The sequence below is a fragment of the Breoghania sp. genome (assembly GCF_030066895.1).
Lineage (GTDB): Bacteria > Pseudomonadota > Alphaproteobacteria > Rhizobiales > Stappiaceae > Breoghania.
Window position 1 is genome coordinate 30,564 of sequence record NZ_JASJAV010000011.1, and the last position, 25,881, is coordinate 56,444.

Annotated in this window: 28 protein-coding genes and 7 pseudogenes; 19 read left to right on the forward strand and 16 right to left on the reverse strand. The window is 60.5% G+C overall.

What is annotated here, in order from left to right; translation table 11 throughout:
• Positions 1-26: 26 nt before the first annotated feature.
• Together QNJ43_RS12320 and QNJ43_RS12325 are read right to left on the reverse strand one after the other, a co-directional pair.
• Positions 27-323: a hypothetical protein gene (locus tag QNJ43_RS12320; protein ID WP_300470405.1), complete on the reverse strand. Its 297-nt coding sequence runs from the start codon at positions 321-323 to the stop codon at positions 27-29.
• A gap of 33 nt (positions 324-356) precedes the next feature.
• Entirely contained in the window at positions 357-1,358 is a 1,002-nt protein-coding gene (locus QNJ43_RS12325; protein WP_300470406.1) for a globin-coupled sensor protein, read from the reverse strand.
• A gap of 406 nt (positions 1,359-1,764) precedes the next feature.
• Here QNJ43_RS12325 and QNJ43_RS12330 point away from each other — a divergent pair, with 406 nt between their 5' ends.
• From QNJ43_RS12330 to QNJ43_RS12350, 5 genes and pseudogenes are all read left to right on the forward strand, one after another.
• Complete coding sequence (locus tag QNJ43_RS12330) at positions 1,765-1,887, forward strand: hypothetical protein (RefSeq protein ID WP_300470408.1); 123 nt, start codon at positions 1,765-1,767, stop codon at positions 1,885-1,887.
• 66 nt (positions 1,888-1,953) lie between these two features.
• A pseudogene (locus tag QNJ43_RS12335) lies at positions 1,954-2,139 on the forward strand (lytic murein transglycosylase); the annotation flags it as partial.
• A gap of 89 nt (positions 2,140-2,228) precedes the next feature.
• Positions 2,229-2,504, forward strand: coding sequence for a lytic murein transglycosylase (locus QNJ43_RS12340; protein ID WP_300470651.1), 276 nt, complete (start codon positions 2,229-2,231; stop codon positions 2,502-2,504).
• Positions 2,505-2,538: 34 nt separating this feature from the next.
• Positions 2,539-2,730, forward strand: a pseudogene (locus QNJ43_RS12345) (lytic murein transglycosylase); the annotation flags it as partial.
• Between the two features lie 139 nt (positions 2,731-2,869).
• Positions 2,870-3,025 (forward strand): peptidoglycan-binding domain-containing protein, encoded by a 156-nt coding sequence (locus tag QNJ43_RS12350; RefSeq protein ID WP_300470411.1) that lies wholly within the window; start codon positions 2,870-2,872, stop codon positions 3,023-3,025.
• 122 nt (positions 3,026-3,147) lie between these two features.
• Here QNJ43_RS12350 and QNJ43_RS12355 read toward each other — a convergent pair whose 3' ends face one another.
• The 5 genes from QNJ43_RS12355 to QNJ43_RS12375 form a co-directional block, all read right to left on the reverse strand.
• Positions 3,148-4,500: a globin-coupled sensor protein gene (locus QNJ43_RS12355; RefSeq protein ID WP_300470413.1), complete on the reverse strand. Its 1,353-nt coding sequence runs from the start codon at positions 4,498-4,500 to the stop codon at positions 3,148-3,150.
• Positions 4,501-4,907: 407 nt separating this feature from the next.
• The gene (locus QNJ43_RS12360) at positions 4,908-5,264 is read right to left on the reverse strand and encodes an EAL domain-containing protein (RefSeq protein WP_300470654.1); all 357 of its coding nucleotides are present in this window, start codon (positions 5,262-5,264) and stop codon (positions 4,908-4,910) included.
• Between the two features lie 370 nt (positions 5,265-5,634).
• A complete protein-coding gene (locus QNJ43_RS12365) occupies positions 5,635-5,880 on the reverse strand; it encodes a hypothetical protein (RefSeq protein ID WP_300470415.1) in 246 nt (81 codons plus the stop codon).
• Positions 5,816-6,322, reverse strand: a complete 507-nt coding sequence (locus QNJ43_RS12370; protein WP_300470418.1) for a GGDEF domain-containing protein — start codon at positions 6,320-6,322, stop codon at positions 5,816-5,818. The genes QNJ43_RS12365 and QNJ43_RS12370 overlap by 65 nt, the downstream gene beginning before the upstream one ends.
• A gap of 3 nt (positions 6,323-6,325) precedes the next feature.
• Positions 6,326-6,679 carry a PAS-domain containing protein gene (locus QNJ43_RS12375; protein WP_300470420.1) on the reverse strand — a complete coding sequence of 118 codons (354 nt, stop codon included), beginning with the start codon at positions 6,677-6,679 and terminating at the stop codon, positions 6,326-6,328.
• Positions 6,680-7,161: 482 nt separating this feature from the next.
• Here QNJ43_RS12375 and QNJ43_RS12380 point away from each other — a divergent pair, with 482 nt between their 5' ends.
• The 7 genes and pseudogenes from QNJ43_RS12380 to QNJ43_RS27135 all read left to right on the forward strand — a co-directional run bounded on the left by QNJ43_RS12380 (position 7,162) and on the right by QNJ43_RS27135 (position 11,720).
• Positions 7,162-7,488: a hypothetical protein gene (locus QNJ43_RS12380; protein WP_300470423.1), complete on the forward strand. Its 327-nt coding sequence runs from the start codon at positions 7,162-7,164 to the stop codon at positions 7,486-7,488.
• Positions 7,452-7,817: a helix-turn-helix domain-containing protein gene (locus tag QNJ43_RS12385; protein WP_300470426.1), complete on the forward strand. Its 366-nt coding sequence runs from the start codon at positions 7,452-7,454 to the stop codon at positions 7,815-7,817. The genes QNJ43_RS12380 and QNJ43_RS12385 overlap by 37 nt, the downstream gene beginning before the upstream one ends.
• 143 nt (positions 7,818-7,960) lie before the next feature.
• Entirely contained in the window at positions 7,961-8,335 is a 375-nt protein-coding gene (locus tag QNJ43_RS12390) for a 5-carboxymethyl-2-hydroxymuconate Delta-isomerase (RefSeq protein WP_300470428.1), read from the forward strand.
• A gap of 176 nt (positions 8,336-8,511) precedes the next feature.
• Positions 8,512-9,472: pseudogene (gene hpaD / locus QNJ43_RS12395) on the forward strand (3,4-dihydroxyphenylacetate 2,3-dioxygenase).
• A gap of 11 nt (positions 9,473-9,483) precedes the next feature.
• Positions 9,484-9,933 carry a nuclear transport factor 2 family protein gene (locus QNJ43_RS12400; protein WP_300470431.1) on the forward strand — a complete coding sequence of 150 codons (450 nt, stop codon included), beginning with the start codon at positions 9,484-9,486 and terminating at the stop codon, positions 9,931-9,933.
• 125 nt (positions 9,934-10,058) lie between these two features.
• Positions 10,059-10,859, forward strand: a complete 801-nt coding sequence (locus QNJ43_RS27130; protein ID WP_346432962.1) for a thiamine pyrophosphate-binding protein — start codon at positions 10,059-10,061, stop codon at positions 10,857-10,859.
• A gap of 51 nt (positions 10,860-10,910) precedes the next feature.
• Positions 10,911-11,720 (forward strand): thiamine pyrophosphate-dependent enzyme, encoded by an 810-nt coding sequence (locus tag QNJ43_RS27135; protein ID WP_346432963.1) that lies wholly within the window; start codon positions 10,911-10,913, stop codon positions 11,718-11,720.
• A gap of 258 nt (positions 11,721-11,978) precedes the next feature.
• Here QNJ43_RS27135 and QNJ43_RS12410 read toward each other — a convergent pair whose 3' ends face one another.
• Positions 11,979-12,164 carry a hypothetical protein gene (locus tag QNJ43_RS12410; RefSeq protein ID WP_300470433.1) on the reverse strand — a complete coding sequence of 62 codons (186 nt, stop codon included), beginning with the start codon at positions 12,162-12,164 and terminating at the stop codon, positions 11,979-11,981.
• 130 nt (positions 12,165-12,294) lie between these two features.
• Positions 12,295-13,005: a hypothetical protein gene (locus QNJ43_RS12415; protein WP_300470436.1), complete on the reverse strand. Its 711-nt coding sequence runs from the start codon at positions 13,003-13,005 to the stop codon at positions 12,295-12,297.
• A 576-nt stretch (positions 13,006-13,581) separates the two neighbouring features.
• On the opposite strand from QNJ43_RS12415, the gene QNJ43_RS12420 reads away from it, so the two are divergent.
• The 4 genes and pseudogenes from QNJ43_RS12420 (at position 13,582) to QNJ43_RS12435 (ending at position 17,114) form a co-directional block, all read left to right on the forward strand.
• The gene (locus tag QNJ43_RS12420; RefSeq protein WP_300470437.1) at positions 13,582-14,607 is read left to right on the forward strand and encodes an ABC transporter ATP-binding protein; all 1,026 of its coding nucleotides are present in this window, start codon (positions 13,582-13,584) and stop codon (positions 14,605-14,607) included.
• Positions 14,604-15,514: pseudogene (locus tag QNJ43_RS12425) on the forward strand (ABC transporter permease); the annotation flags it as partial. The gene QNJ43_RS12420 and the pseudogene QNJ43_RS12425, both read left to right, overlap by 4 nt.
• Positions 15,515-15,517: 3 nt before the next feature.
• Positions 15,518-16,056, forward strand: a pseudogene (locus tag QNJ43_RS12430) (ABC transporter permease); the annotation flags it as partial.
• Between the two features lie 28 nt (positions 16,057-16,084).
• Positions 16,085-17,114, forward strand: a pseudogene (locus QNJ43_RS12435) (extracellular solute-binding protein).
• Between the two features lie 325 nt (positions 17,115-17,439).
• Here QNJ43_RS12435 and ptsP read toward each other — a convergent pair.
• The 4 genes from ptsP to QNJ43_RS12455 are packed head-to-tail and all read right to left on the reverse strand — an operon-like array spanning position 17,440 to position 21,920.
• Positions 17,440-19,818 (reverse strand): phosphoenolpyruvate--protein phosphotransferase, encoded by a 2,379-nt coding sequence (ptsP, locus tag QNJ43_RS12440; RefSeq protein ID WP_300470440.1) that lies wholly within the window; start codon positions 19,816-19,818, stop codon positions 17,440-17,442.
• Positions 19,728-20,198, reverse strand: a complete 471-nt coding sequence (locus tag QNJ43_RS12445) for a DAK2 domain-containing protein (RefSeq protein ID WP_300470443.1) — start codon at positions 20,196-20,198, stop codon at positions 19,728-19,730. Before QNJ43_RS12445 ends, ptsP begins: the two co-directional genes overlap by 91 nt.
• A 4-nt stretch (positions 20,199-20,202) precedes the next feature.
• A complete protein-coding gene (gene dhaK / locus QNJ43_RS12450) occupies positions 20,203-21,264 on the reverse strand; it encodes a dihydroxyacetone kinase subunit DhaK (protein WP_300470445.1) in 1,062 nt (353 codons plus the stop codon).
• An 11-nt stretch (positions 21,265-21,275) separates the two neighbouring features.
• Positions 21,276-21,920, reverse strand: a complete 645-nt coding sequence (locus QNJ43_RS12455) for an MIP/aquaporin family protein (protein WP_300470657.1) — start codon at positions 21,918-21,920, stop codon at positions 21,276-21,278.
• A 1,326-nt stretch (positions 21,921-23,246) separates the two neighbouring features.
• On the opposite strand from QNJ43_RS12455, the gene QNJ43_RS12460 reads away from it, so the two are divergent.
• Together QNJ43_RS12460 and QNJ43_RS12465 are read left to right on the forward strand one after the other, a co-directional pair.
• Positions 23,247-24,038: a class I SAM-dependent methyltransferase gene (locus QNJ43_RS12460; RefSeq protein ID WP_300470448.1), complete on the forward strand. Its 792-nt coding sequence runs from the start codon at positions 23,247-23,249 to the stop codon at positions 24,036-24,038.
• Positions 24,019-24,318 (forward strand): annotated as a pseudogene (locus tag QNJ43_RS12465) (SAM-dependent methyltransferase); the annotation flags it as partial. The gene QNJ43_RS12460 and the pseudogene QNJ43_RS12465, both read left to right, overlap by 20 nt.
• On the opposite strand, the gene QNJ43_RS12470 reads toward QNJ43_RS12465, so the two are convergent.
• On the reverse strand, positions 24,303-24,482 hold the full coding sequence (locus QNJ43_RS12470; RefSeq protein WP_300470679.1) for a hypothetical protein: 180 nt from the start codon (positions 24,480-24,482) through the stop codon (positions 24,303-24,305). The pseudogene QNJ43_RS12465 and the gene QNJ43_RS12470 overlap by 16 nt on opposite strands.
• On the opposite strand from QNJ43_RS12470, the gene QNJ43_RS12475 reads away from it, so the two are divergent.
• Positions 24,459-24,776 (forward strand): hypothetical protein, encoded by a 318-nt coding sequence (locus tag QNJ43_RS12475; RefSeq protein ID WP_300470681.1) that lies wholly within the window; start codon positions 24,459-24,461, stop codon positions 24,774-24,776. The genes QNJ43_RS12470 and QNJ43_RS12475 overlap by 24 nt on opposite strands.
• On the opposite strand, the gene QNJ43_RS12480 is transcribed toward QNJ43_RS12475, so the two are convergent.
• Positions 24,704-25,582, reverse strand: coding sequence for a nickel/cobalt efflux transporter (locus tag QNJ43_RS12480; RefSeq protein WP_300470450.1), 879 nt, complete (start codon positions 25,580-25,582; stop codon positions 24,704-24,706). The two genes, QNJ43_RS12475 and QNJ43_RS12480, sit on opposite strands and share 73 nt — an antisense overlap.
• A gap of 15 nt (positions 25,583-25,597) precedes the next feature.
• On the reverse strand, positions 25,598-25,861 hold the full coding sequence (locus QNJ43_RS12485; protein WP_300470452.1) for a metal-sensing transcriptional repressor: 264 nt from the start codon (positions 25,859-25,861) through the stop codon (positions 25,598-25,600).
• Positions 25,862-25,881: the final 20 nt, after the last annotated feature.

Sequence of the window (25,881 nt, forward strand, 5' to 3'; positions counted from 1 at the left end):
TCGTCCGCCCCCGTCTGCCGGATAACCTATCCCGCCAGAACCTTGTCGAAGAACGCCTTGACATCGGTGCGCAACTGGTCGACCTGGCGCTTAAAGCCGAACGCTTCCGAGGTGATGCCTTCGGCGGCCAATCGGGTCGTCTCGGTCTTGTCGCGGATATGGGTCATGCCGCTGGAGACCTCGGCGGTGTTTTTCGCTGCGGTCTGAAAGTTCACGGAAATCTCGCTGTTGGCGACCGTCTGCTGCTCAACGGCGGAGGCGATGGCCGTGGCGATTTCGGACACCTTGTCGATGGTGCCGGAAATCGTCTCGATATCCTCCACCGATTGCCGAGAGGCCTTCTGGATGGCCTCGATCTACTCCGAAATCTCCTTCATCGCCCGCGTGGTCTGACCGGCAAGCTCCTTCACTTCCGTCGCCACCACGGCAAAACCGCGCCCCGCCTCGCCCGCACGCGCGGCCTCGATCGTGGCATTGAGCGCCAGAAGGTTGGTCTGCTCCGCAAACTCCGAAATGAGGCTGATGACGGAGCCGATCGTCTCCGCGGCGTCCGCCGGGCTTCGGATGGACTGATCGCTCCTGCGTGCACCGTCCACGGCCGAGCGCGCCACATCGCGCGACTTGGTCGCCTGCCGGCCGATCTCAGCGATGGAGGCGGTCATTTCCTCTGTCGCAGCCGCGCTCGATTGCACGCCATCCGTTGTCTCCGCCGCGCTCGATTCCATGGCCGCGACGCGGGAATTGGTTTCCCCCGCCACATCCATCAATCCACCCGCAGTGCCCTCCAGGCGCTGCGAGGCTTCCGCCAGCGAGTTCGTCGCCAATTCAACGACCCCGTCAAATTCGCGCACCGCCGCCTGGATGCTCTCCCGGCGTTCCTTCGCCTCTTCGATCATCGTGTCGTGATAGGTCGACAGCGCCATGTCCATGTCGAGCATGACGATCTTGTTGATCGCCGCGATCATGCGCGCGATCTTTATGCCCGACAGGCGCTGCTTCTGCCCGATGATTTCCACGAGCCGGGTCATGATGAAGGCGTAGCCGCCGATATACCAGTTCGGCTCCAGCCCTATGAGAACGTGAGCGCGCCCGATCCGGCGGGCGCTCTGAACGTAGTCATCATCGAAGCGGAGCGAGAACAGACGCGTCCAGTGGGCCTTCTGCGCCTGCGCCAGCCGCCTTTCCTGCCCGCCCGCCAGGGACGCCACGCGCTCGAACACGGCGATATGGGCATAGAAGTCACGCATGATCGCGTCCAGATTGCCCTCGATCAACGCCCAGGACCGCCGGATAGCCTCCTCGTCCTGAGGATCGATACACAGAAAGGTCAGACGCTCCTTCAACGATACTTCGAACATTGCAACTCCACCGGCGCGATCGGCGCCACAAGCCCGCACCGGATCAAATTTATCCTTGTAAATCAGTCCATAAGATTGCCCACCTGTCGCAGTGGAAGACTTATCTTATTTTCGAAATGCTCTTAATGTAAAATGAAGCTGAAAAATAATACGAACGTTTCAACTTACGATAACTTTAATACATCTAGTTATTTATGACAAAAAAATGATATACCAAATGATATGAATGGATATTTATATCTATTCGGTGAAAATACATAAGACGTTGGTCATGATACTATTGACAATACATGAGCCGACAGGAAGGCTCCGTCCGCGCCCTTGTTTTCCAACTGCGGCGAGTCACTTATCCTCAGCGAACGCCCAAACACCGGCTGAGGCCGAAGTTCAAACCCGAGATACAGCGATGATCCGACGCCTGCCGTCATTTGCCTCGCTTGTCATGGCGATGCTGCTCTTCCTTACGCCCACATTGTGCGCCCATGCAGCGGTCGACAAGCCGGCCACGGAACGCGCCTTCCATAGCTGAATCGAGCGCGATCTATGGCCGAAGGCGCGCGCACGCGGTGTGAGCCGGATCACTCTCGAAAACGCCATGCGTCCCGTCCGGCTGCAATGGAAACTTCCCGATCTCGCGCCTCCTGGTGCCCCGCGTACCCAGCCCAAGAAGCAACGCCAGTCGGAATTCCGCTCGCCGGCGCGCTATTTTTCGGAAGGAAATCTGAACACCCTGGTCTCGCTCGGCCGCGCGCAGATGCGGCGCTGGCATGACACCTTGCGTCGGATCGAGGCATGCTACGGTGTTCCAGCCCGCATCGTCGTCGCCATCTGGGGACGGGAACGACTATGGACGGGCAAAGCTGCCGCACAATGCGCTGGCAGTGCTGGCGACGCAGGCGTTCATGGGGCGTCGCAAGGCCATTTTCGAGGAAGAAACGCTCTCCGCACTCGTCAATTCTGGAAGAAGACCACTTCCCCGGCACCGCGCTCAAGAGCTCCTGGGCCGGAGCACTCGGCGACCCGCAATTCCTGTCCTCCAAATTCCTGCGCTACGCGGTCGATTTCGACGGCGACGGTAAGCGCGACATCTGGAATTCAACGCCCGACACCCTGGCCTCCCATCGCCAACTACCTGCATGCACATGACTGGCAGACGGGCCGCGACTGGGGCTTCGAGGCCACCATTCCGCAGAAGATTTCCTGCACGCTGGAAGGCCCCGAACAGGGTCGGCCGATCAGCACATGAATCGGCGCGGGCGCTACGGGCACATCGGGCCGCCCCTTCCCCGCGCACGAAAGATCCCGCACGGGCTAGCTGCTGATGGCCGCCGGGCGCTACGGGCCCGCCTTCATCGCCACGCCGAATTTCTATGTGCTCAAGGCCTACAATGAATCCGACGCCTACGCGCTTTTCATCGACCATCTGGGCGATCGGCTGGCCTATACGAACACGCCGCTGGTCACCCCCTGGCGCGATCCGGACAATTTTTCGCGCCGCGCGGTCCCAGCATATGCAGGAACGCCTGATCGCCGCCGGTTACGATGTCGGTGGAGCCGACGGTCTCGTCGGCTTCAAGACCCGCACCGCCATCGGCAAATGGCAGGAACGGCATGGCGAGACGGCAACCTGCTATCCCGACGAGAAGCTGCTGCACCGCATCCGGTAGAAACAGACACTCGCGGCATGCGGAAAAAGCGGCAAGGAACGACACCAGATCCGCCCCTGCCGTTTTCACAAGCCCTCGGCCCCGTACAATCGCGCAGGCACGGGCTGGCGCATCGCGTCCGTTCAGGCGGCTTCCAGCGACGCGATGAAGTGGGCTACTTCCTCACGCAAGCGGCTCGCCTGCTCGGCCAGCCGTTCGGAAGAAGCGCGCACCTCATCGGACGTCCGCCCCGTATTGCCTGAAGCCGCGCTTATACCGTGGATCGTCTCGATAACGGCGCGCATACCGCGGGCGGCCTCGGTCACGTTGTGAGCGATCTCGCGCGTAGCCATGTCCTGCTGACTGAAGGCGGAGGCAATCTGCGTGGAAACGTTGTTCATGGCCTCGATCGTGGCGGCGATCCGTTCGATGGCTGCAACCACATCCTTGGTCACTGACTGGATTGCCTCGATCTGATCGCCGATTTCCGAGGTGGCCGAAGCCGTCTGATTGGCGAGCTGCTTGACCTCGGAGGCAACCACAGCGAAGCCCTTTCCGGCTTCTCCGGCCCGGGCGACCTCGATCGTGGCGTTCAGCGCCAACAGGTTGGTCTGCTCGGCAATGTCGTTGACCAACCGGACGACCTCACCGACCGTTTGCGCCGCAGAACCGAGCGTGTGCACCTTCTGCGTCACCTGTTCGGCTTCGCTGACGGCTTCCGCATTGATGCGGCCCTCCTCTTCCACCTGACGCGCGATTTCGCTGACCGAGGAGGCGAGTTCTTTGGCCGCGCTCGCAACCACCTGGACGTTGGCCGCCGCCTTGTCGGAAGCATCCGAGACAGCGCCGGTCTGCTGGACGGCCTCCTCGGCTACCGACGACAGGCTGCGCGACACGCCCTGCAACCCGCCCGCATCCTGCGCAACATTGTTCATGACATCGGCGATGCCGTCCTGGAACTTGCCCGCCAGATCGGCCAGCGTCTCGTGCCGCTCGCGCAGCCCCGCATCAAGATAGACGGATATGGCGATATCCATATCGAGCATCGCCGCGCGGGTGAACGCCGTCTGCAGCGCCGCAAGCTGGCGCCGTTTCCTGGCCACGGGCAGTCCCTTGAGACACTGCTCCAGCAAGCGCTGATTGAGCAGGGTGATCAGCAGGGAATAGCCGCCGACATAGATGCCAACATCGAGGCCGATCCGCATATGGGTTTCGCCGACCGCCCGCACAGACGCCACATAGGCCTCATCGAAACGGCCTTCCGCAACAAGCGACCAATGCCGAAGTTGCGCGGCCTTCGCCACTTCGCGATGGTTGAAATCGCGGAAATACAACGCGGATTCAGGAAAGGAGCCGACGTGCTTGTAAAAGGTGTCCAACACAGTGGAGACAGCCTTCAGGATCGCATCCTTGTTGTCGCGCAATACTGTCACCTCGGCCGGTCCCAGCTTGTGAAAAGCTAAACGCCGGGCGACGTTTACATCATCATTTCTCAAAATAAGCTCCTTATCTCCCCTGTGGCGACGTCCTCCCGTGTCGCCCGGTATCCCGCAAAGTTTGCAAGCACATCGCGTCTATGATCCGAAAAAATAAAACTGATGTAAAAATTCTGAATACAACTGTGAGAAATCTGACGAAACGGCCAGACATGGCCGATAAACACACTGGAAATTCTGTAAAATTGAAACTTTACAAACAAATTATGTGACAATACGACATATATACTAACATTACGGCGTGAAATAGAACCTTACGCCAAAGATATTCTTCGACATAGAAGCAACGACGGGACCTGAAAAGAGACTGGTCTTGACCTGAGACGGGTTTCGGCGCGCCATCAGACCACGACAGTTGCGGCGGATTGTGCGCGCGACTGGGGTCGGATCCGCAGCAGCGGATGTTTCTAGGCAAACCTGAGAATGGAGCTTTCCGTACAACCGCGCAGATAGGCTTCCGTTTCCTCAGGCGGCAGGGGGCGGGAAACCAGAAAGCCCTGCCCCACGTCGCAGGCCAGTTCCGCAAGGAATCGGCGTTGTGCCTGTGTCTGAACCCCTTCCGCCACAACCGACTTGCCCAGCCTGTGTGCCAGGCTGACGACGGTGCACACGATGACCTCGTCCTCCGGCCGCTCGCCGATCCCGGCAACAAAGGAGCGATCGATCTTCAGCCGGTCCACCGGCACGCGCTTGAGATGGGCGAGCGAGGCATGCCCCGTGCCGAAATCGTCCAGCGCGATCGCACCCCCCCCTCTCCTGCAGATGACGCAAACACCATTCGATCCGCTCCGAAGAGCGGTCGAGCAGCATGTTCTCCGTTATCTCCAGTTCCAGAATGCGCGGGGGCAGGTCGTGCTTTTTCAGCAGCCCCGCCACAGTATCAACGAAGCACGGGCTCTTGAGCTGAGCGGCGGCGACATTGACCGCCATGACGCCCGGCTCCAACCCCGCATCCCACAATTGCTTGGCCGTCGCCAGTGACCGGTCAAGCACATGGCGGCCGAGCGGAACGATGAGCACCGTGTCCTCGGCCACGGGAATGAAATCGACCGGGGAGATATCCGGATCCCTCCCCCACCATCGCGCCAGCGCCTCAAATCCCATATGCGTGCCGTCGGCAATGGCGAATTGCGGTTACAGGGTGATGCCGATCTCGCCGATCTCCAGCGCCTCGCGCAGCGTATCGGCGATGGACCCGCGCCGCTCCATGCCGTCGCGCAGTAAAGCGTTGAAATAACAGTGCCGTCCGCGCTCGCGCTGCTTGGCCTGATAGAGCGTGTTGTCGGCGAATTTCAGAAGTTCCGCCGCATCCTCGCTACAGGCAAACGCCCATGGTGGCCTCGAGATGGATCGTGCGCCCGTGAAGCGTAAACGGCGCACCCAGACGATCCCGTAAACGCGAGAGAATGCGCTCGACCGCTTCCGGCGTATCCAACCCGGGAAGGATCAGCGCAAATTCGTCCCCGCCCAGACGCAGCACACCGTCCTCGCGACACAACGATCCGACCAACCGCGACGCCACCTCCACAAGAAGCGCATCGCCGGCGGCATGACCGAGCGTGTCGTTGATTTCCTTGAACTTCACCAGATTGAGCAGGACCAGAGCACCGTTCTTGTTGAACCGCTTGTGGTTCTCCATCTGCTCGGCAAGCCGGTCGACCAGCACGGTGCGATTGAAAAGGTCGGTCAGCGGATCGCGCTCCGCCTGAGTGCGGATGCGCTTTTCGGCCTCCTTCAGGGCCGTGATATCCGTACGCACGCCCACGACATAGCCGGAGCGCGAGCGGCGTTCCTGAACCTCATGCCAGCGCCCACTGCTCAATTGCTAAACCGAAAGCCGCCCCGGCGTACGATGCTCTTCCAGACGCTGCTCGATCCACGCCTCGCGATCGACCTCGCCTTCGCACGGCAGAACGAAATCCACCGACTCCACAGCGTTTCTCAGGATCGCCTCGAACGAGGCCCCAACCTCGACCAAATCTCCCAGAGCGTGGAACGTGTCGAGATAGGCGGAATTGTAGACAAGCAGGCGGTCGTCCCCGTCAAAGGCGGCAATACCCTCGGGCAATGTTTCCACAATATCCCACAACAAGGCTTCCGCCTGACGCCGGCGCGCGATTTCCGCCCTCAGAGCGTCGCGCAATTCTTCCGGATCGGAGACATCCGCATAGTCAAGCATCTAGAAAAGCTCGAGAGATTCGCTCACCGAAGACGCACGAACGTCCTGACCTGCGACATCATGGCCTTTGGCATCATGATGACCTTTGGCATCATGACCCTCGCCATCGAGACAAACCTGAGATCCAGCAGACCTTGCGTCTTGCATTCTTATCGCCTCTTCTGCCCAGCATCTGAGCGTTGGTAAGGCTTTGTTATCGGCCGCAGGTGCAGTGTCCGCCCAGGTAAACTTGTCCCGATACTCCCCGACCATCTCCGAAATACGAATATCGCTCGCGGGTTCGTAATCTTCCTTATGTACGGAAACGTACTTATGGGGAGCTAATTGTAAATTAACGCCGTGTGGCCATGGCGACAATGTAAGTTCCGCGCATATGTTGGTACGATACAAACATGTCCGAACAACTGCGTTTACCGACAACCAATCGCGTACTCCTCTCAACAAGAGTGGAAGCTCAGGAATTTCTGGCCGCCAGGTTCACCATGCGTGAGTTGACGGCAGGCGATGTTCTTTACGAAGAATACCAGTCCTTCGACCACGCGATTTTTCCCCACCGCGGCGTCATTTCCCTGCTGGCGAGGATGGAAGACGGGCGCACCGTGGAAAAGGCCTCGCTCGGCAACGAGGGCTTTCTGGGCTTCACCTACCTGATGGGCGGCATGGGAGCGATCGGTCTGACCGTGGTGCAGATCGACGGCTACGCCTCCTTCCTGCGCATGAGCGATCTCGACGAGGCGATGGACACGTTCGTCTGCGTCCGCGATGCGATGCGATGCTCTACTATTCCAAGGCGCAGATCTCGCAGTTGATGGAGCTGGTGGCCTGCAACAGCCTGCATTCCGCCACCCAGCGCGTCAGCCGGTGGCTGCTGCATACCGACGACCGCATGGACGGGCCCGACTTCCCCCTGACGCAGGAAGCGCTCTCACAGGTTCTGGGCCTACGTCGGGCGACTGTCAGCGCCGCCTGTTCGCAGCTTCTCAAGAACGATGCGATCCGCTATTCGCGCGGCATGATCTCGGTGAGCGACCGCGCCAAGCTGAGAAGCTTCTACTGCGAATGCTACGACCGCATCACTGCGCGCAGTTTTCCCCGCCCGATGAGCTGCACGCCGTTGGTCAGGGACGAAGACGCCTGATATCCTTCCCCTAAGGCAATCGCATTCTGGCCGTCGATCCGCGTTACGACTATAGTCGTGCGCAGTAAGTGGCATAAGCATATTGTTAATATTACAGTAGGGTTGAAACTGAAGAAGTTGAGGCGATTTGGGAGGGTCGTTTCGTGCCGCATTTCACGATCGAATATTCCGCCAATCTGGATCGGCGCATCGATTTGGTGGGTTTGTGCGAGGAGGTTCGCACGACCATACTGGCCACGGGCATCTTCGAGCCCGGCGCGATCCGGGTGCGCGCGATCCGGTGCGAGGTCTACGCCATTGCCGACGGCATGGCCCAGAATGCCTTCCTCGACATGGTTCTGCGCCCCGAAGAAATTCAGAAATCGATCGGCGAGGCGGTTTTCGCCGCCGTCGAGGCCTATCTGGAGCCGCTGTTCAAGACCCCACATTTCGCCCTGTCACTTGAAATCCGAGAGATCGGCCGCCCGTTGAGCTGGCGTCGCAACACCATGCACGCCCGCCTGCGCGACGAAAGCTGAGCCTGCCGCCCACCCCGCCTTGTCATCGCGCCCGCCCTCACCTTGCACCTTTAATATTCCACAACGTCACATCCGCGTATCTGCCCATAGTTGGAAACAGAAGCGGGCCTCTTCAAAGGCCCGCCAAAAACAGATCGCGACGGCCCGCGGGGAGAGGCCGTCTCCGGGAGGACCAGATGCCGATACCCACGCCGAACCTCTATCCGCCCTTCAACATCGTGCGGCTCAGCCATGTTGAATTCATCGTCACGGACCTTGCCGCCTCGCGCGCCTTCTATGTCGACACGCTCGGCCTTCAGGTCACCCATGAAGACGACGACGAGATCTACCTGCGCGCCATGGAGGAACGCGGCCACCACTGCATCATCCTGAAGCAGGGCGACGACCCGCGCGCCGATCATCTGGATTTCAAGCTCTACCGTGAGCAGGATCTCGACATGGCCGAAGCCTTCTTCCGCAACCGGCGACTTCCCGTCACCTGGGTGGAACGGCCCTTCCAGTCGCGCACGCTGCGCACCTAAGATCCACACGGCATTCCGCTGGAATCCTACGTGCAGATGGATCGTCTGCCACCGATCCATCAGAAATACGTGCTCTACAAGGGCGTGAAGCCGCTGCGCATCGGTCACTTTAACACCTTCTCGCCGAATGTCGACAAGATCGGCTTCCGCGTCACCGAATACACCGAGGACGAGGAGATGGAGAAACTGTGGGCCGCCTGGACCCACCGCAAGGGCGGCGTGCACGACATCGCCTTCACCAACGGACGCGGCCCCCGCCTCCATCACACCGCCTTCTGGGTGCCCACGCCGCTCAACATCATCGACCTGCTCGATCTGATGTCGACCACCGGTTACCTCGCCAATATCGAGCGCGGACCGGGGCGGCACGACATTTCCAACGCCTTCTTCCTCTATGTCCGAGATTCCGACAGCCACCGCATCGAGATCTATTGCTCCGAACTATCAGACGGTTGATCCGGATCTGGAGCCGATCAAGTGGGACCTGAAGGACCCGCAGCGCCAGACCCTGTGGGGAGCGCCGGCACCGCGAAGCTGGTTTGAGGAGGGAAGCCTCTTCACCGACGTGGAGCCCGTGCCCTCGACGCTCGCCGCCCAGCCCATCATCGCACCGTGACGGGAGCGTCCATGGCCTATCCCAACCCGTACGATCCCTTCGCACGCACCGACCTCACCGCCAACGAGCATGCGCTGCTGACCTTCATGGACAAGTGCATGCACGGCGGAGATCTGAGCCTGATCGATACGATGGTGGCCCCGGACTACATCCAACACACGCCAGGCATCGGACATGGGCGCGAAGGTCTCCGCGCCTACATCACGCAGATCGCCCACAAGCGCCCCGGCTGGCGCGAGTGGCGGGCGATCCAGCTCTTTGCCAGCGGCGATGTCGTCACCCTGCACAAGCTCCTACCGCAGGTCGTCATCGCCGACTTCATGCGCTTCAACGCCGACGGCCTGATGGCGGAGAACATTGGGACCTGGTCCAGCCGCTGCCGGAACCCGGCTACGGACCCAATGAAACCGTCCGAGGAGAACCTTGACCGATTCCGCGCCCTGTTCGGTATTTCGCAGTGAATGACGGTACGCCGCCCGTCGCGCGCCCTCCGTCCGCATCATCGCCCGCGTGTGACATCCGGCGGATTGACGACACTGGCCCCGGGCGGATCAAATCGGCCCAATCATTTCCGGGAGAAACATCCGTGACCCATTCCCTTGACGGACGCATCATGACCGGCGGCGAAGCGATCGTTTCCGCGCTTCTTGCCAACCGCGTCGACACGGTTTTCGGCCTGCCCGGCGCGCAGATGTATCCGCTCTTCGATACCCTCTACAAACACAGCGATCGCATCCGCACCGTCGGCGCGCGGCATGAACAGGCCTGCGCCTACATGGCCTTCGGGCACGCCCGTTCAACGGGACAGCCCGGCGTCTTCTTCGTCGTGCCCGGCCCCGGGGCGTTCAACACCATGGGTGCCCTGTGCACGGCCGCTGGCTGCAACGCCCCGGTACTGATGGTGACGGGACAAATTCCCACGCCCTTCATCGGGCTCGGCCGCGGTCACCAGCACGAGTTGCCCGACCAACTCGGAACGCTGCGCACGATCGTCAAATGGGCCACCCGCATCAAGCGCCCCGCCGATGCGCCGCATATCCTCAACGAGGCATTCCGGCAGATGCTGTCCGGACGTCCCGGCCCGGTCACGGTCGAAATGGCCTGGGACACGATGGCCTCCAGCGAGCGCGTCTACCCAATGGACGGAACTGAGCCGGACGATCCCGTCCCGCCGCTTGCCGAAGCCATCGCGGAGGCCGCGGAGCGGATCAAATGGGCCAAGCGGCCGATGATCATGGTTGGTGGCGGCGCCCAGCACGCGGCCGCCACCGTACGCGCACTGGCCGAGGAAATCGGCACGCCCGTGGCAGCCTTGCGCTCCGGCCGGGTCATCATACCGGAGAATCGCCCGCTCGAGCTTTCCTCCTATGCCGCCTATCGCTACTAGCCGGAGACGGATCTCCTCATCGGCATCGGTTCTCGTCTTGAGATGCCCGACATGCGCTGGTCCGGCATGGGCAAGCTGATCGATGCCCCCGAGGCCCCGCCGCACCTCATCCGCATCGACATCAATCCGGCGGAAATGAACCGGCTGAAGCCGCACACCGCCGTTGTCGACGATGCCAAGGAAGCTACGGAAGCGCTGTTGACGGCGCTGGGCCATTCCGGTCACAAGCCCCACACGGTGCCGGAGGCCGTCGCCTCCGGCAAGCTGAGCGCGGCGACGGAAACTGCGAGCATTCGCCCGCATGTCGACTATCTGCATGTCATCCGCGAGGAACTTCCCTTTGAGGGAATATTCGTGGAGGAGCTGTGCCAGGCGGGCTTCACCTCCTATTTCGCCTTCCCAGTGCTGCGGCCGCGCAGTTTCATCTCGGCTGGGTTCCAGGGCACGCTAGGCTTCGGCTTCATGACGGCGCTCGGCGCCAAGGCCGCCAATCCGGACCGGCCGGTCGTCTCCGTCACCGGCGACGGCGGCCTGTTGTTCGGCGTGCAGGAGCTTGCCACCGCAAAACAATACGGGCTCGGCGTCGTCACCATCGTCTTCAACAACAACGTCTACGGCAACGTGCTGCGCGACCAGCAGACGGGCTTTGAAGGCCGCGACATCGCCTCGAAGCTGGAGAACCCGGACTTCATGGAGTTGGCACATTCCTTCGGCATGGCAGGCCACCAGATCTCGTCTCCGGAAGAACTGCGCCCGGTCTTGCGCGAGGCCATCGCGAACGATGCTCTGGCCCTGATCGAGATGATGGCCGACTCGGCCGAGGAAATCCCGCCCTGGCCGTTCATTCACCCGACGGCCTGAGGGAGGTGACGAGGCGGGCTCAGTATTACCAGAGCGTGTGTTGCCCATCCTTCGAGACGGCTGCTTCGTAGCCTCCTCAGGATGACGTTATCGGGTTGTTGGGTCTATGAAACCATCAACATACACAACGTCATCCTGATGAGGCCCGTAAGGGCCATCTCAAAGGATGGGCAACGCACGCAACCATCTTCTGCCTCAAAATGAAAAAGGCCCGAGCACTTATCTCGGACCCGGGCTCTGATTTTCGATTGCCGGCCCCTACTGAAAGAGCGAGTCGTATTTCTTCAGCGTGGCGATGTAATCCGCATAGGCCTTGTCGGCATCGATGCCGGTGGAGGCCACCGATTTTTTCCACTCGTCGAGCGTCGGCGCAGCCGTTGCCTTCCAGAGCGCGACCTCTTCATCGTTCGGCTTGTAGAGCGTGTGCTCTTCGGACTCGATCATCTTCTGTCGGCCGCTCGCCTAGTTATCGGCCCAGCCGATCGAGAACTTCTCCGACCATTCCGGCGTGCAGTGCTCGTCGATGACCTTCTTGTCCTCCGGCGCAAGCGCCCCTCATAGATGCCGCGATTGATCACCAGGGTCTGCAGGGACTCGTAGAACGGTATGTCGAGGTGATGGGTCGTCTCCTTGTCGATGCCGAAAATGTAGATCGAGTTCCACGGAAAGGTGATGGCATCCGCCGTCCCTTTGGCCAGCGCCTCGCGCGCCTCCGGTGCGGAGACCTGCACGCTCGCACCGCCCAGAAGATGCACGAAAAGCGGGCAATGGTGGCGTTGGCGGGGCGCACGTTCATGCCCTTCACGTCGGCAGGCACGTGCACGGGCGTCTGGGAATGGATCGTGCCGGGATCGTGCGGGTTCATCACGCACAGCTTGACCTCAGACATCTCTTTTTCGACGTAGTCGAGATACCACTCGTGCATCGCATGGACCCCGGCCTTGGCGTTGTTGGCAAGGAACAGGATCTCGATCAGCGAGGCCATCGGGGATCGTCCGGCCGTGTAGCCCGGATTGACGTAGCCGATATCGGCAATGCCGTCGCGCGTCATGTCGTAGTGATCGGGCGCAGCCCCCAGCTGCTGGACGGGGAAGATGGTGATGTGGATACGCCCGTTCGACGCCTCCTCCACCGCCTTCACCCACGGATCGATGCCGAATTTCTGGATCGGGTGGCTCGCAGGCACCCAATGGGCGAGATGAAGCTCGACCGCAGATGCCATCGTCAGCGCACCGAGCGAGGTGGCTGCCGCCAGAACGGCAGTCAGAATCATTCTGTTGATCATATTCACGAACGTTCCCTTCTCCGGGTATTTTTAGGTATTCCTTTGCGGAATTTCGTTTTGTTATTTAACGTAACAATATATTCATGTAACAGCGAGCGGGAATTGGCGAAGATGACGACTTCCCAATACTGCCTGCCACGCGTCTCCCACATCGCACGTTCGGCGCGTCTCGGAAGAAACCTTCCTGCATCGGGAATGTGCCTCCGCATTAATCGCAAAGCGTCGGAATAATAGGCTGGTCTTCTGACGCTAAGTTGGCCTAGTATATCTAAAAATAACGATGGAATTAGTAGTCGGGCCTCGGCAAGGCTGCGCGCGCTTATCCGTCAGAACAACAACCGAGAAAGGTTGGAACGGAACACCTTCCAGTTCACGTGAACAGATACTCCGCAAGTCCGCTATCACATCAGACGTTAAACCCTGAAAATCCCATCACAACAGGGTCAAGAAAGCGCAACCACTCCATGTGAACCGGAATACGGCAAGGTCCGTTTCAGAAGAGCTTTGGTGCCAGCCGCAGCGATCGAAACAAGAAAAATCTCCAAGATATTCGGGTCCGGCGACAGGGAAGTCCGGGTGCTCGACGAGGTCTCGCTGGAAATCCGCGAGAACGAGTTCTTCACGCTCCTCGGGCCATCGGGTTGCGGCAAGCCCACGTTGCTGCGGCTGATCGCGGGCTTCGAGGCGCCGACATCCGGTCAGCTTCTTCTCTACGGCAACGACATATCGAACGAGCCGCCCTATCGACGGCCCGTCAACACCGTCTTCCAGAGCTACGCGCTCTTTCCTCATCTCACCGTCGCCCAGGACATCGTCTTCGGGCTGAAAATGTTCGACAGGCCGAAGGCGGAAATCTCCGCGACCGTCAACGAGATGCTCGCCATGGTGCGCATGGAGACGATGGCCCACCACAAGACCAGCGAGATTTCCGGCGGCCAGCAAAAGCGCGTGGCGCTTGCCCGCGCCCTTGCACCGAGGTCGAAGGTTCTGCTCCTCGATGAACCGCTTTCCGCACTCTACCTGAAGTTGCGCAAAGAAATGCAGCGCGAGCTGAAGCGCCTGCAGATCGAGACCTGGATCACCTTCGTCTTCGTCACCCACGATCAGAAAGAAGCGCTGACCATGTCGGACCGCATCGCGGTGATGAGTTCCGGCAAACCGTTGCAGGTCGGCACGCCGCGCGAGATCTACGATCGCCCGGCAAACCGCTTCGTGGCCGGGTTCATCGGCGAATCCAATTTCCTCACCGCCGCGATCACCTCCGCCGTCGCGGACACCGCCCGCGTTCTGATCGGCGGCAGGCTCGACATGGAAGCCGTGCTTCCCGCCGACGGGCCACGCTCCGGCAAGGTGACGGTCGCGATCCGGCCGGAACAGGTCCGCCTCGTGGACGAGACCGAGACCAACGCCATCCCCGTAACGGTGACCGACACGGTCTATTTCGGCACCGACACGCACACCCATCTCCTGCTCGATGACGGAGAAACAGTCGTCGCGCAGTTCCAGAAAACGCTCGCCCATTCGGAAGAATTCGCCAATGGCACGCGCGTCGGCGTTCAGTTCTGGGAGGGCTCGGTGCAGGTGCTGAGGGAGATGCCATGAGCGCGATCGAGATATCCGGCACCGCCGCCGAGGATCAGGAGGCCCAGGCAAACGCCGCGCGCACGAAGCGCAACTGGCTGTTGTCGCTGCCCGCCGTGATCCTGCTGTTGTTTGCAGCCTCCGGCCCGCTGGCGATCGTACTGATCTATTCGTTCCTCACACCCGGCGACTACAGCGGCGTCAAATGGATCCCGACATTCGACGCATGGATCGAGATCCTATTCACCCGGGATATCTTCGACGACACGCTCGGTCTTGCTGACGCCCATCTCACAATCTTCTGGCGCTCGGCGAGCCTCTCGTTACTGACAACGCTGATCACCTTCCTGCTCGGCTTTCCGACCGCCTATTTCATCGCCACCCGCGCCACGCGCCAGCGCGCGATCTGGCTCTTTCTGATCACCATCCCGTTCTGGACCAGCCTCCTCATCCGCACCTTCGCGATCATGGAAGTGATCCTTAACAACGGCCTGATGAACGCGGTGCTGATGAAGGCGGGGCTCATCGCGGAGCCGATCCAGATCCTCTATTCCAACACCGCCGTCCTCATCGGCATGGCCTACGTCTACCTGCTGCTGATGGTGCTGCCGCTCTACGCCTCGCTAGAGCGCTTCGACTTCCGTCTCGTGGAGGCGGTGTACGACCTTTACGCGGGACGATGGATGGTTCTGCGCAAGGTAAAATCCTGCCGCTCGTCAAACCGGGCATCATCGCCGGATCGATCCTCGTCTTCATGCCCTCCCTCGGCGCCTACGTGACGCCCCGCGTGCTCGGCGGCGGCAAGCACATGATGATCGGCAGCTTCATCGAGCTGCAGTTCGGACAGGGACGCAACTGGCCGCTCGGCGCATCGCTGTCGATGCTGCTGCTCATCATCGTCGGCATCGGCCTGATGTTCTACGTGCGCGTCACGTCGCGGGAGAAGCCCTATGACTGATCACGACCATCTACCTGCTGATCAACCAGCCGCTGACGGTGCTGGAGATCGTCACGGCCGTGGCGCTGCTGATCTTCTTTTCCATGATCCGGGTCGCGACCGGCTATTCGGGACTTGGCTACCTGATCGCGGCGCACGCCGCCTTCTGCGTGCCGTTTGCCTATCTGCCAATCCGGGCGCGTCTTGAGGGCATGGACACGGTGCTGGAGGTGGCAGCCGCCGATCTCTACGCAACGCCGTGGCGGGCATCCCGACGGGTGATGCTGCCCCTGATGACGCCGGGCATCGCAGCCGGCGCCATGCTCGCCTTCGTGCTTTCGCTCGATGACGTGATCATCACCGAATTCGTCAAGTCGGCGGGCCAGGACACCCTGCCCACCTACATGTTCGGCCAGTTGCGGCGCTCGATCACACCCGAAGTCAACGCGATCTCCACGGTGCTGCTCGCCATCACCGTCGCCCTGCTCACATTGTTCTTCATTCTGACCCGCAAGCGAAACAAGACTACCTGACCCCCACACCAATGGAGGAAGAGAGACAATGCGTTACCGTTCCCTGCTGATCGCTGCCGAAGCCCTGCTCGCAGCAACGAGCCTCGCCCATGCAGAGGGCGAACTGAACATCTACAACTGGGGCAACTACACGAGCCCCGACCTGATCAAGAAGTTCGAGGAAAAGTTCGACGTCAAGGTCACCATCACGGACTACGATTCCAACACGACCGCACTGACCAGGGTGGCAGCGGGCGGACACGGCTTCGACATCGTCGTCCCTCCGCCAACTACGTCCCGATCTTCGTCGGCAAGGACCTGCTGCTGGAATCACGCCCCGACCAAATGGAGAACTTCAAGAACGTCTCCAAGCGCTGGCAGGACGTGCCGTGGGATCCGAACCGCCACTATTCCGCGCCCTGGCAATGGGGAACCACCGGCGTTTCCGTCAACAAGACAACCTATTCCGGCGACATCAACACCTCGGCCATATTCATGGATCCGCCGGAGGAACTCGTTGGCAAGGTCAACGTGATCCCGGAAATGTCGGACGTCATGGCGATGGCCGTCTGGTATGCAGGCGGCGGCGTCTGCACCGAAAACAAGACGGTTCTGAAGAAGGTGCGCAACCTGCTGGTCGCCGCGAAGCCGAAATGGCTGTCGATGAACTACGGCATGACCGAAAAGATGTCGAACAATGACGTTCTAACCTCGGTCAACTGGTCGGGTTCGAGCTACCGCGTGCGCCTGAAGAACCCGGACGTCGCCTACGGCTACCACAGGAAGGCTATCCGGTGAGGATGGATTCCGCGGCCATCCTCAAGGACGCCAAGAACGTCGAAAACGCCAAGCTTTTCATGAACTTCATCATGGATCCGGAAAACGCCGCGATGATCTCCACCTTCGCAGGCTACGCCAACGGCATCGACGGTTCGCAGGAATTCATGCCCGAAGAAATGAAGACAGCACCGGAAATTAACGTGCTTGAAGAATTGGCAAGCACGGGCCAGTTCCTGCCGACCTGCCCGCCGAAGGTTCAGAAAATTTACACCGCGATCTGGACCGAAGTGATGAAATGACCTGAGTAGGAGCGGGGTCTGATGACTCCGCCCCCATTTTCCCGCCGTCATTGCCCGGCCTTCGGCGGGGGATGACGGTGGAGGGATTTACGCTGACGTGCGCGCTCAAACGAGGCGGCCCATCCTTCGAGACGCCGTCTTGTTGCGACGGCTCCTCAGGATGACGTTGTGAATGTTGATGATTTCGCCGAAATAACAACACGATAACGTCATCCTGAGGAGGCTCGAAGAGCCGTCTCGAAGGATGGGCCACGACTTTCAAATCCCCCGGCGCCGCAGATCATACAGCTTCGGCCGCAAGCTCCCGCACCGCCGCAGCGCTTTCCTATGTCAGCGCCTTCTTCGCCAGCGCCTCGCACTCCGCCCGGCTCAAGCCCTTCAGCATCAGCTTGAATTCCGCGACATCGGCCGCTGCCATGGAGAACTCGTCGAGCCCCAGCCCCAGCAGAACGGGCACGGCCAGCTGATCGCCCGCCATCGCGCTGCACATGCCGATCCAGATACCGGCCTTGTGGGCCGCACCGATCGACCGGTCGATCATCGCCAGCACCGCCGGATCGAAGGGATCGCAGAGCTTCTGCACCTTCGGATTGGCTCGGTCCGACGCCATCACGTATTGCGTCAGATCGTTGGTGCCGATGGAGAAGAAATCGACGTGGGAAGCCAGCAGCGAGGCCCGTTCGGCCGCCGCTGGCACCTCGATCATGATGTCGACCTCTATTGCCTCATCGAAAGCCTGACCACGCTCCTTCAACCTCGCCTTGACCGTCTTCACCGCCGCCTTTCCGGCTGTCACTTCGGCAAGCGTGGAGACAAGCGGGAACATGATCCGCACCGGACCGTGTGCGCTCGCCCTGAGGATTGCGGCCAACTGGCTCTCGAAGAGATCCGGCTCGTCCAGCGAATAGCGGATGCCTCGCCAGCCGAGATTGGGGTTCTCCTCGTCTGGCCGATCCATGTAGGCAACCGGCTTGTCGCCGCCGATATCGACGGTACGAACCGTGAGCGCGCCACCGTTCAGTCCTTCCACCATCTGCCGGTAGATATCGCATTGCTCGTCTTCCGACGGCGCCGTCTCGCGGCGCATGAACAGGAACTCGGTGCGTAACAGCCCGACTTCCTCCGCCCCGCTGTTTGCGACCGTCTCCAGCTCTTCCAGCAAGGCGAGATTGGCGGCCGCGCACACGCGCTCGCCGTCCTTCCTCACCGCCGGATCGTTCTTGACGGCCTGGGCCTCGGCCCGGCGCGCCTCAAGCCGCTTGCGCTCTTCCTCGATCCTGTCAAGAAGATCCGCATCAGGCGCGACGGTGAGTTCCGCCTTGCCGCCGTCGATGAGCACATCCGTGCCGTCGGCAATGCCGGTGAGATCGATCCCGAGACCGAAGACCACCGGGATCGGCAGGCCACTTGCCAGAATGCCCGCATGCGAGGTCTTGCCGCCATAGACCGAGGCGATGCCCAGCACCTTATCCGGATCGAGCGTCAGAACATCCGAAGGCCTGAGATCGTCAAAGGCCAGGATCGTCGCTTCCTGCGTATCCGTTCCCTCGCCCGCCTCACCATTGAGATGGCGCAGGACGCGAAGCCCGACGTCGATCACGTCCTCGCCGCGCGCCTTCAGGATCGGATCGCCGAGCCCGCGATAGGTCTTCGACAGATCCTCCACCGCATCGCGCCAGAGTGCAGCGGCCGAAACACCGCGGTCGCGAATGCCGGTCTTCACCGGCTCCAGAAGCGCGGGGTCCTGAAGAAACGCGATGTGCGCATCGAAAATCTTGCGGTCGTAAGCGGCAATGCCGTCACCCTTGGCATCGAGTGCCGCGCGAAGTTCGCTTTCCGCCGCCAACAGCGCGGCATGAAACCGTTCAATTTCGGCGTCCTTGTCCTCAACCGGCACCGCCTCAATTGCATCGGGCAACGCGCGGCGGATCTGGCGGATCGGCCCATGCGCAAAGCCCTTGGCGATCGTTACGCCCTGCAACGTGCCGCTGGTAAGCGTTTCAGACTCGGGCGTGGGTTCGGCTGCACTGGCCGCTTCCGGCTCTTCGTCCGGGACATCGGGCGCGCGCTCTGCCTCGCCGAAGTTGGAGGAGACGAGGTCTTTGATCACAGAAAAGAGATCCTCGGCCACGGACGGATCGGCGGTCACGCGAATGACGTCGTTGCCACCAACCTCCGACAGCATGACCCCATTGATGGATTTTGCGTTCGCCGCCGGTTTGGCCTTGGTCAGGTTGGTGAGGCTCACCGCCCCGTCGAAACAGTTGACGGTTTGCACGAAAAGCGCGGTCGGGCGAGCGTGAAACCCGTGCACGGTCTTGATGCGGAAGGTGCGCGTGGCGCCCTCATCCGCCCCCGCCTCTGCGGCAGGTTCACCGGCACCGGCAGCCTCATCCACGAAGGCACGCGCGGTCGCGCGTGCCTTCGCAATCGTTGCGGCCATGTCGCCGCCAGAGGCAATCTGAACTGTGGCGGCGAGAACGCCTTCGACCAGCGGGGCCTCGGCGATCTGCACCTTTTCCCGCTCTTCGTCATCGAGCAGGTCGAGCGCCATTTCCGCATTCAGCGTGGCCGATCCGAGATCGGTGAAGATCAGCACGCCCTGATCGCTCATCACCTCATGGATCGCATCCATGATGCGGATCGCATCGGTGCCGAGCGGCGCGTACGGGCCGTCGATGCCGCCTGCCGCCGCGATGGGCACGGGCCTACATCGGATTTGCCGCGCAACTTCACGCCGGCCACCACATCGTCGAAGAACTGCGCCGTCTCCTCGAAGCCGATTTCGCTCTTACCGATGAGAGGCTTAGAGGCCTGCAGGAACATGGTGCCGTAGAGCGAACCGGCGGCGGCACCAACCTTGGAAATCAAGGCCATCGACACCGCCTTCAAAAGCGCCCCGATGTCATCGCCCTCGGGCAACTTCTCGACCACAACCTTGTAGCCGCGGTCCATGTTGTTGCCGTGGTCGGCATCACCGATGGCTGAATCGAGTTCCGTCAGATAGCTGCGGTTCTCGGCCATCACTTCCGCCGTCTTCTCGATCCACTTGCGAACGGTGGCACCGGTAAGCACTTCCGTCATCAATTCACACTCCCCAACGCAGCGCCGGCGTGTTGACGGGAGCGTCGTAGAGACGGAGCAGTTCGTCGTCCACCTTCAGAAACGTGATCGACATGCCAGCCATTTCCAGCGACGTGATGTAGTTGCCGACAAGATTGCGGACGATCTTCACGCCATGACCCCCGGCCAATTCGGCCAGCTTGTTGTACACCGTATAGAGTTCCGACACGGGCGTGCCGCCCATGCCATTCACCAGAGCGATCATTTCATCGCCCTTTTCAAATGTGATGTCTTTGACCTCGGTGTCCACCCAGTCGCCCTTTTCCACATCCCATTTGGACAATTGCCGCGTATAGGCCTCGTCCTCGAAAATGTGCTTGCGCAGGGTCTCGGTGATCCCGTCGGCCGACTTGATCTTGGTGCGCTCCACCCCCGGTTCGCCGTGAATGCCGATGCCGATCTCGTCTTCGGCGAGTTCGAAGCTCGGCGTACCGTTTTGCGGCGTTGTGCAGGGCGTCAGCGCCATACCCATGGACTTGCCGTGGATGTTCACCTTCTTGCAAAGGGCGGCGAGCTTGTCGAGGTCGTAGCCTTCAAGCGATGCGCCGCCGCAGATTTTCTCCGCAAACACCGTCGTGCCCAGACCGCGACGCCCGGCCGTGTAGAGCGAATCCTTCAGCGCCACGTCGTCGTCGATGATGATGTTGTGGACCTCGATGCCATCGTCGCGCAACATGTCGGCGGCCATCTGGAAGTTCATGACATCGCCGGTGTAGTTCTTGACGATCTGCAGGATACCCTTGCCGCCATTGACCGCCTTACCCGCCTCGTACATCTGATCGGGTGTGGGCGAGGTGAAGACCGATACCGGGCAGGCAGCATCCAGCATGCCATAGCCGACGAACCCGCCGTGCAGCGGTTCGTGGCCCGATCCACCGCCCGACATGACCGCCACGCGACCCGAAATGCCGCCTGCCACGGACATGAAATTGGGATCGAAATGAACCTCGACCTCCGAATGAGCGGCTCCGAACCCTTTCAATTGTTCAACGACGACGTCCTCGGCGTTATTGATGAGCTTTTTCATCTGCACTTCTCCTAATCTGACGTTTCGCCCGCGTCATAGGCTTCGAACACGGACTTGTAGTAACCGTGATAGAACGCACCGGCGACGAGGCCGCCGATGATCGTGGAGACGGTGGGAATCCACCAGCCACCACGCGGACCGGGCAACGCGATTTCCCCCCAGCCGAACAAGTAGGACATGATCCGCGGACCGAGGTCGCGTGCCGGGTTCATCGCCGTCATGGAGATCGGCGCCTCGTAAGCCACGAGAGCTGCAACGAGAAGACCGATGAAGAACGGAACCAGATTGGCCGACGGGGCCGCCGTATTGTGGGGATCGGTCAGATAGAGAACGCCGAACACCAGAATTGCCGTGGTGAAGGCCTCCGACAGGAACCATTTCGTCAGAGAGACCTGGGCAAACACTTCCGGTGTTGATCCGAAGAAAGCGGGGTTGGGCGCATAGGTACCGAAACCCATGGCGGAAAGCTGACTACCGGACTGACCGCGAATGATCTCCTTGCCAGCCTCGAATACCGCGATGATGTCCGCGTAGAACCAGTAGATCGCTGCAGCCGCCAGCATGGCGCAAATGAACTGAGCGATGATGTAGGGAGCAACCTTCGACCAGGGGAACCCCATGAAGACCGCCATCGTGATGGTCACTGCGGGGTTGATGTGGCCCGCCGGTCATCTTGGCCGACACATAGACGCCGAAAGCGACGCCCAGAGCAAACATCATGGAAACAGGCCAGAGGCTGAGCCATCCGGTCCATACCGACACGGCGACGGATCCAACACCGAACAGTACGAGGATGAACGTGCCGAGTCCCTCGGCAGCCATCTCGCATGCTATCCCTCGCTTCATTGCTGGACCTCCCATAGTTCGTTGGTATCAGCGTCGGCATGGCGTTACCGCCACCCTTTCGACGAAGCGAACACGAAGCCATATGCTGACTCGGGTGGATACCAACTCGGGCAGATACGGAACTTCGTCGCGGGCCTGTCTCGACTACCGGCGCGACAAGGAGCCCATCATAACTCTCGGTCATGGGCAAAAGACCCTTCTGCGACATTCCGTTGCGTTACGTCAAACACGGCAGAATTCCGCCATCCGGGTAGAGCAACACAAATATTGACGTTGGGTCACTTTTTGTATCTAGCATTTATTTAAAAGAATTTTTACGCAACGTCATTTCTGACCATATACTTCCGCACGCCCACTGCTTGAGAGAACGGACGCCCATTTGGTCCTTGAAAGACGGGTCCAGACGCCCCCACCCCTCCGCTGACGGCAGCCTTACCGGGCGCGGAGCCCCGCGTACAATTAAGACGATAAATGATTCCAGATCGGGAATAATATTAATATATAAAAATATATTTCTATGTTTTATCGCCTTGATCTATATGTTTTATTTCGAAGAAAGAGAAGTTGTCTCAAGTTTTTCAGGCTTTTAAATTTAGCTTTATAACTCATACAGTTACGGACATATCAACGGAAGATTTATGACATCTCGTCGCAGCGGCTGTTGAATTTGAGATTCCGGCTGTTACCCTCCACCGCATCCTAGGCTAGAGAGCAGATCAAGGCGTCCATCCAAAGCTTCATCTTGAAGCAGCGCCTTGACGGGTCGGCCAGCGGCGTCGGCCGGGCGCTTCGCGCAACCCCTTGCGAACGCGCACCGCGTGCTCTCATCGCCATCCCGTCCGGTCCACCCCGTCGACGTGTCCGTCGGCTTTCGGGCGATTTCGTGCGCATTACGGCGCCTTACCGGCCGGACGCGAACAGGACGACATCCCCGTTCAATCCGCCGGCGTCGTCGGCGGGCGGGAGACATGTGTTCCCCGCCGATGTCAAGCGCAAAGCGAAGTTCGAAAGAGGAGGCTTCCCACATGCGCACAGCGTATCACTCGCAAAACGCTGAACTGGAACTGGACGAACAGACCTACGGCCAGGATCCGACCGCCGACTGAAAGATCGACCTTTACCGGGGCGAATACATCATGTCCTTCGTGGAGAAGTGGGACGAACTGATCGACTGGGACGCGCGCGCTGAAAGCGAAGGCCAGTTCTTCGTCGACGTGTTGCGGGCGCGCGGCAAGGAGACGGTCCTCGACGTGGCCACGGGCACCGGTTTCCATTCCGTGCGCCTGACCCGTTCCGGTTTCAACGTGACCTCGGCCGACGGGTCCGCCACCTTGCTCGCCAAGGCTTTCGAGAACGGTCAGAAGCGCGGCATGATTCTGAAGACGGTGCAGGCCGACTGGCGCTGGCTGAACCGCGACATCCAAGGTAAGTACGACGCCATCATCTGCCTCAGCAATTCCTTCGCGCACCTGCACGAGGGAAAGGACCGCCGCCGCGCGCTGGCGGAGTTCTACGCCGCACTGAAGCATGACGGCATCCTGATCATCGACCAGCGCAACTACGATGCGATGTTCGATCATGGCTTCTCCTCCAAGCACAAATATTACTATGCCGTGGACAAGGTGACCACTGAGCCGGAATTCATCGACGAAGGCTTCGCCCGCTTCAAATACAGCTTTCCCGACGGATCAGAGTACACGCTCAATATGTGCCCGATCCGCAAGAACGACATGCGCCGCCTTCTCTCCGAAGCAGGCTTCGAGCGCATACGCACCTATGGCCATTTCCAGGAAACCTATGCAGAGGAAGATCCCGATTTTTTCATTCACATCGCGGAGAAATCGAGCCTGCATCTGGTGCGCTGGGGCGGAGGAACGACCGCGGAGGGCGAAAGCGATATCCGCGAAGTTGGCCGAGAGCTACTATGACAGCGACGACGCTGACACCTTCTACAGCCTCGTCTGGGGCGGTCAGGATCTCCACGTCGGCATCTACGACACGACGAAGGACATCCGCACGGCCTCCGATCTGACCATCGATGAGATGGTGAAGATGCTGCCGAAGCTCGGTGACGACACGACCATCCTCGACATCGGGTCGGGCTATGGCGGTGCCATGCGCAAGGTGATCGGCGAGAACGGCGGCTCGGCCGTCTGCCTGAACATCTCCAAGTTTCAGAACGACACCAACCGTCACCGCAACCGCCAGAAGGGCTTTGCCGACAGGATCCGCGTCGTCCACGGCGTCTTCGAGGACATTCCGGAAAAGCCGGCAAAAGCCTGGGCTCGCCGCGCTTCTACCGCGAGGCCGCCGAGGCGCTGGGCTTTGAAACGGTGGAACAGCGCGACATGGTCGGCCAGCTTGGCACCCACTACTTCCGGGTTCGCGAGGAACTGCTGTCGAACTACGACAAGCTGCGCAGCGAAGGCGCATCAGCCGAGTATCTCGACAAGATGGCCGCCGGGCTCCAGAGCTGGGTGGATGCGGCCGATGCCGGAAATCTTGCCGGAGCATCCAGCTCTTCCGCAAGCCGGACTGATCGACGAGCGGACGAACACGGGAGGCGCGGGAAACCGCGCTTTCCCCTTGCCACCTACTGGTGGGGCATGTGTGCCGCAACCGCGAAGATCATCACGAGCCCCAGCAGCACGATCAGGATCGAGTAGGCAAATGGCGCCTTGGCAAGAAGCTCATCGAGCCACGGCGCCCGACGGGTCGCAAAGCGGATCCCCACCACACTAACCACACCGACGGCGACCAGAACCGCCGCCAGCCCGATGCTGAACGCACTCACCAGCGTCAGCCCGAGCGCCATCTTCTTGAGCTGCAGGCATAGCAGCAGCACCGTGATGGCCGCCGGACACGGGATCAACCCACCCGACAATCCGAAAAAGACGGTCTGAAGAGTTGAGGTCCGACCGTCGCCGACCCACGCCTCGAGTTCCCGCGCATGAGCGCGGGCATGCGCATCGCCGGAAATGTGATGGTCATGCGCATCATGGTGATGACTGTGAGGGACGGCGTACTCATGATCATGATCATGATCATGCGCATGGACGGCCGCGTGTTCATGACCATGAGAATGGCCGTGATGGTGATGATCCCGCGCGCGCAGTTCGGCTTTCGCCCGCGGTTGCCACCACGCCTGAGTAAACACCCACACCCCGATCGCAACGATGATCCCGCCGGATACGATCATCAGCACGGGTTCCAGATCCTCGCCGATCAGCTCGTTCCCGTATTTCAGCCCGAGAATGGCCAGCACGCAGACGATGGTGACATGCGAGGTCGCGGTGAAGAGACCGAGCAACATGGCCTGTGACACCGTCCCCTTGATGGCGATGATGTAGGCCGCCATCATGGTCTTGGAATGGTCCGGCTCTAGCCCGTGCAGCGCGCCGAGCACGAACGCCATGGCGAAGAGCAAGACCGGATTGGCGCTGCCGCGCGTGATCGCTTCGCTCAGATCCATAAGCCTCCCCCACCTTCACAGATACTTCGAGATTTCCTTGAATTCAGCCACGAGATCGGCCCGATCCGCGCCCTCCCCGGCGCTGCCTTCAAGGCAATGGTCGATGTGATCGTGGATGAAGGCGCGCTTGGCCTGTTCGATGGCGCGCGAGACCGCATGCAACTGCTGGGCGACGTCGACGCAAGGACGTTCCGCCTCGATCATCGCAATGGTCTTGGTCAGATGGCCGGACGCCCGTTTTAGGCGCTTGACGATGTCATCGTGCGTGGCGTGTTTCATATGGCTATCCTATCCCCTGA